Source organism: Arachidicoccus terrestris, from assembly GCF_020042345.1.
Taxonomy (GTDB): domain Bacteria; phylum Bacteroidota; class Bacteroidia; order Chitinophagales; family Chitinophagaceae; genus Arachidicoccus; species Arachidicoccus terrestris.
This window is the reverse complement of record NZ_CP083387.1, coordinates 4009753-4023190: the sequence shown is the minus strand read 5'-3', so window position 1 is coordinate 4023190 and position 13438 is coordinate 4009753. Positions and strand designations below refer to the sequence as shown.

Here is a 13438-nt window from a genome sequence, read left to right as displayed (position 1 = left end):
CACCAAAAGGTACGTTTTATATCTATCATTAAAGCCATAAATCAATATGAGGCAGCTTAAAATTGCCACACAGATCACTAACCGTGATTCGCAGGCCGTGGAAAAATACCTTCAGGAAATCTCCAAGATTTCGATGATTACACCTGAGGAAGAAACCACTTTGGCTCAACGAATCAAGATGGGTGATCAATGGGCTTTAGACAAATTGGTTCAATCCAATTTGCGCTTTGTGGTATCTGTCGCTAAGCAGTACCAACATCAGGGCTTATCACTTAGCGATCTTATCAACGAGGGTAACCTCGGCTTAATTAAAGCGGCACAACGCTTTGACGAAACCAAAGGTTTCAAATTCATCTCTTACGCGGTATGGTGGATTCGCCAGTCCATCTTACAGGCGTTGGCAGAGCAGGGTAGACTAGTCCGCCTGCCTCAAAACAAAATTGGCACGTATAACAAGGCTAACAAAGCCTACATGGCATTCGAACAGGAACATGAGCGGGAGCCAAGTACGGAAGAATTAGCCAGTATCCTGGAAATGAGCGAGACAGAAATCAACAACATTTTCCAAAGTAACACCAGACATACATCTCTGGATGCACCAGTGCACGAGGCAGAGGATGTGGCCATGGGGGATCTGCTGGAAGGTGCTGATGACACAGATGATGATGTCATGAAAGATTCTCTGAGAGAAGAAATCCGCAGGGTACTCAAATCACTCAGTCCCAGGGAAGCAGAGATCGTCAATGCTTACTTTGGTCTGGAAGGAGAAAATGGCATTACCATTGAACAGATCGGTCAAAAATACGATCTGACCAAAGAACGCATCCGCCAGATCAAGGAAAGAGCGATTAAACGCTTACAGAAAGCCCGCTATAGCGGTGCCTTAAAGTCCTATTTAGGATAAAATTTATACTGAATAAAGGAATAAACAGCATAAAAGCAAAAGCTTCCGCAATATTCGCGGAAGCTTTTTTGTTAAAGCATCACCTTTATTTTTCACTCGCATGGATTGACATTGGCATCCAAATCTATTGCTGCCGGCTTAGATAGTAGGTTGTTGTATTGTCCATAATCAACGGATATTCAGATAATGACAAAGAGTCTTTAGTCAGTGTCCGGATCAGGTAGCCTCTCCGGGCTTTGTTCAAATACATCACCCAAACAGAATCTCCCTTCGTAGACCCCGCCTGGGCTCCGTCCCGGGGTACAAAATGATACTTATCAGACCCCGCATTATCTCCCTCTGTCGTCCAGCTTATGCCTGCCAGAGAATCCAGCTGCCAGCTCTGTTTAACAGAAGTATCACAATTCAGTCCCGTAAATGTGGATCTGCAAGTTCTGTCCAAGATCCAATTACCGGCTAAAAACTGTCGGATACGGACCGTATCCGCATCATGCATGGCTGCTTGCAGCGTAAATGGTCCTTTCGTTTTTACATTTCCCCCGTTTGAATGGGTCGAGGATTTGGTAGGGCCACAACTAAATATCAAAAGACTGCCCGCCAATAAAAATGCACCACAGGCCAGTGTATTACGGATATTGTTTTTTCTTGTCTGCATAATATACTTTTAAAATCTGTTCTGTTACCACATAAACCCTGCCACTGTGTCCGCTACCCGGAACTTCTCATGCAAAAGCCTCCGGCGACTAACCAGAGGCTTGAGCCCTATCATAATATATGGCTGAAATCAATTGACTAAAGTCTTAGAACCAGCTGCCGGTGAATGCTTCATTGACGGTCTTCTTACCAGTCATTCTGGCCTTTCTTCTACGCACTTCTCTTCTATGTTTAAACATAGTGTAGAATATCATGGGCAGGAACAAAACTGTAAGTGGCGGAATCCCCATAAAAGACACCCATGTTCCTCCAAAATGTCTGCGCATAGGTCTTTTCAATCTCTCTGCGATCAGATACATACCTGGAAGAATAAAGAGGGTCATAAAAAATGCAAAGGCCAGACCAAATATTATTGTCCAGGACAGCGGCTTCCAGAACGATGCATTATCACCCCCAAAAAAGATATGCGGATTAAGTTCGGAGAACAGGGTCACAAAATTAATATTAAATCCTACTGCCAGCGGGATCAGTGCCAGGATCGCCGCCAGCGCGGTGAGCATCACCGGGATAATACGGGTTTTACCCGCCTGTACAACCGCCTCATGGGTCTTAAGTCCTCTACCTCTGAGTTCATCTGCGAACTCAATGACCAGGATGCCGTTTTTCACGACAATACCTGCAAGGCCGACGATACCGATCCCCGTCATCACCACGGAGACTTCCATACCTGTTATCGCATAGCCTAATATAACGCCAATTACACTAAAGAGTATCTCTGTCAGAATAATAACCGATTTGCTCACAGAATTAAACTGCAACACCAAAAGGAAAATAATAATCATCAGGGCGACTAGCAGTGCACTTCCTAAAAAAGCGCCTGTTTCTGCCTGCTGCTCTCCCTCACCTGTCTGGCGAATGGTGACGCCATCGGGTTTATGCTTGAACTGTTGAATATGTTTCGCGAGTTCCTGATTGACAGCAGTCGGTGTATACCCCTGGGTTGTGAGCACATTGGATGTTAGTGTAATCACTCTTTTCTGGTTCTTTCTTTTTACACTCCCCAATGTATTGGTATAATCTACTTTAACCAGAGAGCTGATCGGTATTGACTTAAATTGACCCGATGCCATGTCCATAAAGCTGATATTCATATTGAGCAGGTCACTCAGGTTATTACGCTGCGTCTCTTCATTGCGGAGTTGTATTTTATATTCATCTTCTCCGTCTTTGATTTTGGAAACTTCCAGACCGAACAATGCCGTCCTTATAGCCTGACCAACCTGTGCCGTAGACACCCCCTCCCTCATGGCTCTTTCTCTGTCTACCGTAAAACTGATTTCAGGATTAGTCAAATCGACATCCATTTTCAATTCTTCAACACCGGGTGTCTGAATAGAATCCAGATAATTTTTCAGGGCCACAGCCGTACTGATCAGATCGTCAAAGTTTTCACTGGCTACTTCGATATTAATGGGAGGTTCTGTCGGCGGGCCATTCTGTTCTTTATTGACGGTAATTTCTGCACCGGGAATTCCTTTTGCAACCGCCCGGATCGAATCCAGATAAGGAGCGGTAGATACGCCATTACGTTTGCCAAATTCAACAAAAGATACTTGAATCCTCCCGAGTTCCGGACGGGTGCTTCTGTCCCCGCTGGTGGGATCCGCTGCGCCGATGGCAATATTGGTGATGACACTTTCTACGACCGGATTGGTCTTGCCGTTTTCCATACCCAATACATGATAGACTTTTTTCTCCAGGGTTTTGGTTACAGAATCGGTATAATCGACATCGGTACCCACCGGCATTTTCAGATAGACATAGATCTGGTTAGGCTGACTATCGGGAAAAAAGACTACCGGTACATTACGCGCGCCAAAAAAGAGAAAGGAAACAATCATCAGAACAAATGTACCGACCAGCAGCCAGACCGGGCGCCAACCTTTCAATGCCCAACGGAGCAACTTTTCATAACTGTGCATAATTCCGGGAAGCACTTTATGCTGGAACGAATGAATCAAATCATCCAAGACATACTTATTCAGTATGGTAAGCAACACAATAAAGATGATAAGATTGCCTATAAAAGGCTGTCCCACCACATCTAAAATAATACCTACGCCCAGGGCAACCCAAAAAACCGGCTGCTTGAAGATAGCGGATTTAGGGGGCTTGTTTTCAGTTTCCGGATGATTCATAAAATCAACCGCAAACACTGGATTCATGATAAAGGCTACCACCAGGGAAGCCGCTAATGTGAAGATTAGCATGGTGGGTAGATAAATCATAAACTTGCCGATAATCCCGGGCCAGAATAATAGCGGAAAGAATGGTGCAAGTGTCGTCAGTGTGCCTGCCAATACAGGGATAAATACTTCCCCGGCCGCCATCTTTGCCGCTTTCACAGCTGACACTTTACCCTTATTTTCAGAAAAGATCCTATGGGTATTTTCAATGACCACAATAGCATCATCCACAATAATGCCCAGACCGAACAGCAAGGCAAAAAGTACAATAAAGTTGAGCGTCACCGCAGAACCGACAATCAGGTTAGCTCCGGGCAGAAACACAAAGGCCACAAACATGCTGAGCGGTACTGATAAGGCAACAAAGAAGGCATTGGTTACCCCCATAAAGAACATCAAAATAATCAATACCAGCACAAAACCAATCACAATTGAATTTACCAGGTCAGTAAAAGAAGTTCTTGTCGTATTACTTTGATCCCCGGTAATGCGCACATCCAGGTCTCGTGGGAAAATCTCCTGACTTACCTGATCGGTAATTTCTTTTACATGATCAGAAGTCTCGATCAGATTCTCACCGGATCTTTTAATGATATTTAAAGTAATAACATTTTTACCATCCAGACGTGCATAACTCTCGTGCTCTTTAACGGTGTCTTTGATATCAGCAATATCTTTCAGGTAAATCGGCGCTCCTTTGGAATTACGCAGCACAATATGGCTCAGGTCTTCGGCGGTCTTGATCTGTCCTTTAACCTGTAAAGTTCTTTTCATATTGCCTACTCTGAGCAAGCCACCGGATATATCTAAGTTTTCTCCCTGAACCGCAGTAGCAATATTACTAAAGGTAACACCTGCAGCCTGCATTTTCAGATTATTAACGTTGATCTGAAACTCCCTTTCCGGTGCGCCTACCATATCCACCCGATTAATTTCTGGTAGCTCTTCCAGGCGATCCTGCAATTCATCAGCATATTCTTTTAGCCTCATCATGTCATAATTGCCACTTACATTCACATACATGATAGGCTGGTCAGAGAAACTAACCTCCATTGTCGTAGGCTCCTCCGTCAGATCAGTGGGCAAATCTTGTTTCGCCTTGTCCACCGCGTCTTTCACTTTTTGTAAAGCAACATCGGTTTTGACATCCGTGCCAAACTCTACTACTATTGCTGAATAGTCCTGAACGGACGTACTGGTTACCTTATTGATCTTCGCTCCGGTGATTCCCTTAATCTGCTTTTCGATCGGCTGGGTGACCAGATTCTCAATATCTTTAGGAGAATTCCCTACATAGATCGTCTGTACATAGATGGTAGGAATGACAATATCAGGGAATTGCTCCTTGGGTAATGTAACAAACTGTACGATCCCCCAAATGGATACAAAGAGCATCAGAAGGTAGATCGATGTCTTATTTTTGATACTCCAGCTGGTCGGCTTAAACTGCTTGAAGTTTCCTGTTAATTTCTCTAACGATGGCATAATGTAGAATTAATAATAGATAAGAATTGACCGTTCCCCTTATAGTCCAACCATGATGGGTTGTCCGTCATACAGGTTCTGGAAACCTTCGCTGATAATCACATCTCCAGGTTTCAGGCCTGATTTGACTTCCAGCTGATCATGATACATTTGTCCAACAGTGACATACCTCTTTTTGGCAGCCAATTTATTTCCCTGACCCGTCGCGACCATTATAAATTTACCTTTTTCATCGTTTTGAATGGTATTGGTAGGGATGGTAATGGCTTTCGGATCTGAATAGTCTTTAATCCTGGCCATAGCCACCTGATTGGGTCGTAATACAGGATCTTCAGGTACTTTACCTTCAATATAGAAAGTACGGCTAACCGGATCGATTAATCTGCCAACAACATTTACTTTAGTCAACAGATCTTTCCCGCCGACATCCGGCAATGTTACATGCATGACACTTCCCATTTTTATTTTGCCCGAATAATTTTCCGGTACATTGACCGTCACTTTCAGGTCATCATTATTGACGATCTGGACCTGATTGCCAGCTGTAAAAAATTCGCCGACTTTTACTGTCAATGTATTAACCACCCCACTGATTCCTGCGCGAACGGCTGTATTATTGACTTGTTCTTCAGCAATTTCTTCGTTGGCTTTAGCAGCCTTGTATTGACTCTGCAAGCTTTCCAAAGAAGTCTTGGCATTCAGCACCTGCAACTCTGTACCAATATTTTCTTTCCAGAGATTTTGCTGCCTTTCGAAGACTGTCTTTGCCTGCTCCATCTGAGCAGCGATACCAGCCACCTGTTGCTGAGCGGCTATCACAGATTGCCGTTGTGATGCATCATCCAGTTTTAACAGCAACTGTCCTTTTGAAACATGATCACCTTGTTTCACATAGATCGCTTTAACCACACCTCCCTGGCCTTTAGGGGCTACATAAGCAACATTTTGGGCATCAATTTTACCCTGAAGATCAATATAATGATCAAAGGTACTGATAGCAATTGTGTCAAGGGCGACCAGTTTACGTTTTGCCTCAACAGCATTCGGATCGATCGCCTTAATTTCTTTTTGCAGTTTATCAATCTGAGCTGTCAGCGCATCTTGCTGTCCTTGCAATTTTGTGAGTTCTGCTTTCTTCTCCTGCAGGACTTTAGCTTCCTTCCCCTTGCTGTCACCACCGCAGCCGGTAAGTATAATGCCGGCCATTAAGAACATGGCAGAAAAGTAGAGCGCGAAAGAAAGAGAGCGAGGGCTAGCACCCAATCCAAGTTGTTGTATCCACTTATTTTTCATCTGTCGTTTATTTAGATAATGTTTTTTATAATTTGCCAGTAGCTTTCAAAAAATCGATCTTCGCCACAACCGCATCATAGAGCGCACTGATATAGTTTGTCTGTGCCGCTTTCAGGTCTGTCTGTGCGGTATTGATTTCTGTCTGAGAGCCAGCGCCAACTTCATACTTCTTTTTGGTCTGGTCATAAACTTTTTGAGCGAGAGCCATGTTTTTTTTCTGATAATCCATAATAGAGATGGCAGACGTAAAATTATTCTTTGCAGTAGTGATCTCATTATCGATGCTCTGACGGAGATCATAAAGTTGATTGTCTACTTTCTGTACTTCAAATTCCGCCTGTTTAATCTGAGCGTTTTTTCCGAAACCGGCAAAAATAGGCACTTTCAATGTAAGGCCGACAAAAGCAGAGGTATACCAGTCACCGGTAAATTTGAATTCATTTTCCTGGGACTGCTTGCTGTAAGAGGCGCCTAAATTCAAGGTCGGCATTTTACTATATTTATACCGCTTCACATTAAACTCATCTAATTTCTTGGTTAACTGCAGGGATTTATAATCATTACGCTGTGCATAATCAAAGTCATCACTGATCAGAATACCAGACTTAATCTGGTCCTCACTGAGCGTGTCACTGAGTATCAGCTTATCGGTAACCGGCATGCCTAACAGGACCTTAAGACCATTGTATCCATTGGCGATCGTCACCAGCAGTTTTTGCTTTTCCGTCTCCAGATTGGTCAGCTGTACATCACTTTTATCCACATCCAGCCTTTCTGCAACGCCATTTTCATACATCAATTTAGTGTCATGTTTTAACTTGGCAATCATATCAATGTTGGCATTGATGAGTTCCATCTGCGTGCGACTGACAACCAGTTGATAATAGACTTTGTAAATATTGGTCCGGATGAGTTCCTTGGTGACTTCCGCCTGAGCGTTTTTCCAGTCCATAGAAGTCTTCCTGGCCTTTAACCCTATAAATACCTGCCCGTCAAAAAGAACCTGATTCAAGTCTACCCCCGCACTAGTGATATACTTAGTGCCAAAAGTAACCGGCACAAAGGTTCCGGCTGGTTGCCCTAAAAATTCACCCGGAAGGAGTGTGGTTTGCAATTTCAGGTTGTCGGTCAGCGAGCCGCTGGCATTAACGGAAGGCAGAGCCGCCGCCGCAACCCCCCGGTTAGTCTGCTCCTGTATAAGAATATCCAGTAAGGCGTTTTTTACCTGTACATTATGGCGAAGGCCATAATCCAACGCTTCCTGCAAGGTAAATTCATGTGTGGTACTGGTATCCGTTACCTGTGCAAAAGTGTTTTGAGTTAAGATCAAGCAACAACCGGCAAGAACCAGTGTTTTGAGAAGGTGCTTCATAAAAGTCTTCGATTGATTATTAAAATTTTATATATCATATAAATATTTCTGTTGCTCCTGTACTGGATTCTTTTTTTTCACACTCACGCTGATTCACTTACCATCATCATGTTACACCGTTTCAATAAACATTTACCATTAATGACGGTTGTTGACAAGGCAGGCCTTCTTCTGTTCTGCCGGCTACCTCTAATTTGGCGTAAAAATAGGGGCAATATCCATAATAGCCTATGATTATTAAGTGAACGGGTGTAAATATTCGACAAACGGCGGCGTATACTCGGTAAGGAGCGGCAGGCAAAGAAAAATAGCAAGTGTTTAGTGATTCTTTCAGCAGGAGCGGGCTAGACTTAAACAGGTACAGTAACCGCGGCAAATGTGATCAAAGACTAGGGTTTAACATCGAAAAAGTCCGTTCTGCTGTATGACATGCATACACCAGAACGGACTGCGATATATCCATATATCCATTCGCATGAAGCCGGATATTATATCTTATTCGTTTCCAACTTTCTGACCAACTTTATGACCTTTGATCGCAAAATAGAGAATGAATAGATAACAAGGAATTAAGATCCAGAATGCAGATTGCATACCGGTACTGGTACTGATCATGGTCCAGATTTTGGGAATTATGGCACCGCCCGCAATACCCACAATAAGGAGGGCGGATCCGGTTTTCAGATATTTACCCAATCCGTCAATAGTCAGCGGCCAGATAGAAGGCCACATAGGTGCATTCGCCAATCCCAATAATGCCAAAGAGGCAATCGAATAATAGCCAGGCAGGAAAATAACACCTAAAGAAAATATCACCCCTAAGATAGCTGAGATTTTGAGCGCTGTCGCCTGATTAATATACCTAGGAATAAGGACAATACCCGCCAGATAACCGATCAGCATACCGATCATCGTAAAGGAGGTAAAGTGCTTAGCCTCTTCAACCGGAATATGAAGTCCGGTAATACCGTACATCTGAATGGTATCGCCAGCGATGACTTCTACACCCACATATAGGAATATCGTAGCAAAACCCAACCACAAATAAGGATACTTGAAGATGCTGCCTCTGTCCTTTGTCTGGTGTTCCGGATTCGTTTCTTCCTCATTTTTGATATCTGGCAGGCTGGAGAAATAAATTGCAACGGCCAGTATCACAAATACGACGGCAATAAAGATATAAGGTCCAACGATCTTGCCGGCCAGCTGATCCAGTAAAGCATTTTTTTGATCCAGGGGCAAGTGCTTCAGGTTATCACTGGAATACGCATCCATTCCATTTAAAAGAAGGGCTCCCATGATGAGCGGTGCAATAGCACCGGCTCCTTTATTACAGATGCCCATAACGCTCATTCTTTTGGCAGCACTCTCAATAGGCCCCAAAATAGTGATGTAAGGATTTGCGGCTGTCTGTAACAGCGCCATACCTATACCCATGACAAACAATCCTGTCAAAAACATGGCGAAAGTCCGGGAGTTGGCCGCCGGTATAAAAAGCAATGCACCAAGGGCCATAACGCCAAGCCCCAGCATCATTCCTTTTTTAAAGCCCGTGTATTTGAGGATACCGGCAGAAGGAAACGCCATCACTGCATATGCAATATAGGAGGCGAACGTGACCAGGATGGCTTGATTAGGTGTTAGTTCACAGGCAGTCTGTAAATAAGGAATCAATGTACTGTTGACCCAGGTAATAAACCCGAATACAAAAAAAAGCACCCCAATGATGAGGGTCGGGATCAGGTAACTTTTGGAGGAGTTTTGTTGCATGTTAACATTTTACTATTGAAATGCTAACTTAATTAATTTCCGGCAGGTTCGCGACCTTCTGATACAAGTAATTTTATGCAAACGATTGATATACCTGAGCCATAGCCGCTGCAGCTTTCAGTGCTTAGTAAATACCTTCCCGGATCAGGTCGTGTACATGTAAAAAACCCAGATAGCTTCCACCGGGGTCGGTTACAATTAACTGTCCTACATCCCATCTGGTGATCATTTCCATCGCATTGATAGCCAGCATGTCTTCAGTAATGGTCTTTGGCTGTGTTGAACTGATATCTGATGCAACAATCCCTGTCAGTGTATCAGTGCGTTCCAGCATTCTTCTTACATCTCCATCCGTAATAATCCCGATCACCTTCTTTTGATCATTTAAGACAGCGGTCGCTCCAACACGCCCCTTGGTAATTTCAAAAATAACCGCTTTCAGATCCGTATCGGGGTAAACGGCCGGCCTCGCATTTTGGAGATAAAGATCGGATACCTTTAAATGCAGTTTTTTACCCAGGTCCCCTCCCGGGTGTAGTCTGGCAAAGTCAGACGGTTTAAATCCGTTAAGCTCCATCAGGCAGACAGCCAACGCGTCTGCCAACACGAGTTGCGCCGTTGTACTGGATGTGGGGGCGAGGTTATGCGGACAAGCTTCCTTTAGCGGACCGGTACAGATAATATAGTCACTATGTGTGGCCAAAAACGAAGATTTATTACCGACCAAAGCAATCAAGCCGCTACAAAGATCTTTTACAAGCGGGGCCAGTACCTTAATCTCTGCGCTTTCACCGCTGTTACTGATCAGCAATACCATGTCCTGCTTTCCGATCATACCCATGTCCCCGTGAATGGCATCGGCAGCATGCAGGAAAGTCGCTTTGCTGCCGGTGGAATTAAAGGTAGCAACCAACTTTTGAGCGATAATGGCGCTTTTGCCGATTCCGCTCACAATAATATGCCCTGTGCAGGCAGCAAGCGCATGTACGGTGCTTTCAAAGCCCTCGTCAATTTGAGCCAACAAGCCCTCAACTGCAGATAACTCAGCCTTGATGGCATTTACTGCAACTTCTTTGATATTATCCTGTTGCATTTCCAGCTTTTGCGTCATGAGGCAAAATTAGGAAATCCGCCTGACAAGCTGGGAAAGGTAACTGAATTTTAATGCAGATGTAAAGTTGGCTACATTTTGTCGATAACATATCTTTATCAATTCGTTTTATTGCCTTTTTAGCAACATAACCTCAAGGCCATAGCAACAACTGTTCGTCAGTGTTAAAATATATATATACAATGAGAAATTACCTTAATCTGTATTAACTTCGCCTACCTTAAAACAGGCGAGCGTAGTCAAAGTAATATCCATTATTCCGAGGAAATCTGAGATAATCTTCGTAGATTACTGCTCAATCATTCAATATTGATTAAGAAATGGCAAAAAGCACAACGACTTCTAGGAAGAAGGCAACAAGTACTGCAATTAAGACTCAAAAGCAAAAACATTCTCATGATATAGCTACCGGTTTACAGCAAAACTTCGGGTTTGATCAGTTTAAAGGCCGGCAGGAAGAAGCCATTCACAGTTTACTGGATGGACATGACACTTTTGTCATCATGCCGACCGGCGGCGGGAAAAGCCTTTGTTATCAGTTGCCTGCCATGATACTGGAAGGATGTGCCATTATTGTCAGTCCCCTGATCGCTTTGATGAAAAATCAGGTAGATCTGGTAAGGGGATATAGCGAAAATGAGAATGTAGCCCATTTTTTAAACTCCTCACTAAATAAAAGCCAGATTAAAGCAGTCCGCGACGATCTGACAAGTGGTAAGACAAAATTACTCTATGTTGCTCCTGAGACGCTCACTAAACAGGAAAACATTGATTTCTTCAGGAGTACCAAGATCTCATTTTTTGCAGTAGATGAGGCGCACTGTATTTCTGAATGGGGCCATGATTTTAGGCCGGAATACCGGCGCCTTAGAGAAATGATGGATATGATCGATCCGGAATTACCGGTTATTGCACTCACGGCCACGGCGACGCCTAAAGTTCAAAGCGATATTATCAAAAATCTGGGCCTGAAGCAGCCCAATGTATTTATCTCGTCCTTTAACCGTAAAAATCTTTATTATGAGATCCAGCCCAAAATAAAACTGGATCAGACTATTAAAAGTATTGTTCGCTTTATCTCCCAAAACAAAGGTAAAAGCGGCATTATCTATACGCTTAACCGCAAGACCACTGAAGAGCTTGCCGATATCCTGATGGCCAATAATATCAAGGCGGTGGCCTACCATGCAGGATTAGACGCCAAACTCAGGGCCAACCGGCAGGACGCCTTCCTCAAAGAAGATGTCCAGGTAATTGTGGCAACCATTGCCTTCGGTATGGGTATTGATAAACCCGATATCCGATTCGTTATACATTACAACGTACCCAAGTCCATTGAGAACTATTATCAGGAAACCGGACGTGCCGGCAGAGACGGACTGGAAGGCAAATGTATCCTGTATTATTCCCATAAAGATGTAGCCAAACTGGAGCATCTGATGCGTGACAAGCCTCTTTCAGAAAGAGAAGTAGGAGCACAGCTGATCAATGAAACCCTGGCCTTTGTAGAAACTTCTGTTTGCCGTCGTAAGGTACTGATGCATTACTTTGGAGAAGAATGGCATGAAGAAAACTGTGGGCAATGCGATAACTGCCTGAATCCCAAAGAAAAAATTGAAGCCAAGAAAGAAGCCGTGAATGTCCTGAAAGTAGTTAAGGCCCTGGATGAACGCTTTAACATAGAATATACGGTCAATATCCTGACCGGCAGGCTGACTCCGACTGTTACGATGTATCGACATGAGCAGCTTCCGGAATTTGGCCTGGGCAAGGATAAAGATGCCCATTTCTGGAACAGTCTGATCCGTCAGTTGCTATTGGAAGATATCTTAAGAAAGGATATTGAAGACTACGGCGTCCTGAAGTTCACCCCGAAAGCGGAAAAGTACCTGAAAAAACCTACCAGCTTCAAAATTGTGCTCAATAATAACTTTGATGACGCCGTTGCAGATGATGAAGAAACGGAAACAGGAAGCCAGGGAGCCCACGCAGCGGATGAGCATCTTTTTGAAATGCTGAAAGATCTGCGGCAAAAAGAAGCTAAGAAAAAAAGCCTGCCGCCATTTGTGATTTTCCTTGAAAGTTCACTTCATGATATGGCTACCCTTTATCCGACAACACTCGAAGAACTGGAAAAGGTCTCCGGCGTCAGCAAGGGAAAGGCGATCAAATACGGTAAACCTTTTGTTACGTTAATCGCCCAATACGTTGAAGAAAACGACATCACTCGCCCCGATGACTTCGTGATGAAAAGCGTCGTCAATAAAAAAAGTAATAAGATCTATATTATACAGAATGTAGATAAGAAAATACCACTGGACACCATCGCCAAAAACAAGGATCTCCGTCTGGATGAACTTCTGGAGGAGATGGAAACCATTGTCGCGAGCGGAACCCGGCTGAATCTGGATTATGCCATTGATGATATGCTGGATGAAGACGAACAGGATGAGGTAATGGATTATTTTCGCAGCTGCGAAACCTCTTCCCTGGACTTAGCCAGAGAAGAACTGGAAGACAGTGATTATAATTGGGAGCAGTTAAAGATTATGCGGATTAAGTTCCTGGTGGAATACGGGAATTAGTGCTCATTCCATGTGTAT

The 13438-nt window shown here is 43.8% G+C and carries 8 protein-coding genes; 2 read left to right on the top strand and 6 right to left on the bottom strand.

The window, feature by feature from the left end; translation table 11 throughout:
* Nucleotides 1–46: 46 nt before the first annotated feature.
* On the top strand, nucleotides 47–904 hold the full coding sequence (locus K9M52_RS15700; RefSeq protein ID WP_091393883.1) for a sigma-70 family RNA polymerase sigma factor: 858 nt from the start codon (nucleotides 47–49) through the stop codon (nucleotides 902–904).
* Nucleotides 905–1028: 124 nt separating this feature from the next.
* Here the strand turns inward: K9M52_RS15700 and K9M52_RS15695 are convergent, their stop codons facing one another.
* From K9M52_RS15695 to K9M52_RS15670, 6 genes are all read right to left on the bottom strand, one after another.
* Nucleotides 1029–1559 (bottom strand): hypothetical protein, encoded by a 531-nt coding sequence (locus K9M52_RS15695; RefSeq protein ID WP_224069379.1) that lies wholly within the window; start codon nucleotides 1557–1559, stop codon nucleotides 1029–1031.
* Between the two features lie 145 nt (nucleotides 1560–1704).
* Entirely contained in the window at nucleotides 1705–5289 is a 3585-nt protein-coding gene (locus K9M52_RS15690) for an efflux RND transporter permease subunit (RefSeq protein ID WP_224069378.1), read from the bottom strand.
* A gap of 39 nt (nucleotides 5290–5328) precedes the next feature.
* Complete coding sequence (locus K9M52_RS15685; RefSeq protein WP_224069377.1) at nucleotides 5329–6582, bottom strand: efflux RND transporter periplasmic adaptor subunit; 1254 nt, start codon at nucleotides 6580–6582, stop codon at nucleotides 5329–5331.
* Nucleotides 6583–6607: 25 nt separating this feature from the next.
* Nucleotides 6608–7954, bottom strand: a complete 1347-nt coding sequence (locus K9M52_RS15680; RefSeq protein WP_224069376.1) for a TolC family protein — start codon at nucleotides 7952–7954, stop codon at nucleotides 6608–6610.
* A gap of 495 nt (nucleotides 7955–8449) precedes the next feature.
* Entirely contained in the window at nucleotides 8450–9724 is a 1275-nt protein-coding gene (locus K9M52_RS15675) for a sugar MFS transporter (protein WP_224069375.1), read from the bottom strand.
* 124 nt (nucleotides 9725–9848) lie between these two features.
* The gene (locus K9M52_RS15670) at nucleotides 9849–10835 is read right to left on the bottom strand and encodes a KpsF/GutQ family sugar-phosphate isomerase (protein ID WP_224069374.1); all 987 of its coding nucleotides are present in this window, start codon (nucleotides 10833–10835) and stop codon (nucleotides 9849–9851) included.
* Nucleotides 10836–11155: 320 nt separating this feature from the next.
* Between K9M52_RS15670 and recQ the strand changes: the two genes are divergently transcribed.
* Nucleotides 11156–13420, top strand: a complete 2265-nt coding sequence (recQ, locus tag K9M52_RS15665) for a DNA helicase RecQ (RefSeq protein ID WP_224069373.1) — start codon at nucleotides 11156–11158, stop codon at nucleotides 13418–13420.
* Nucleotides 13421–13438: the final 18 nt, after the last annotated feature.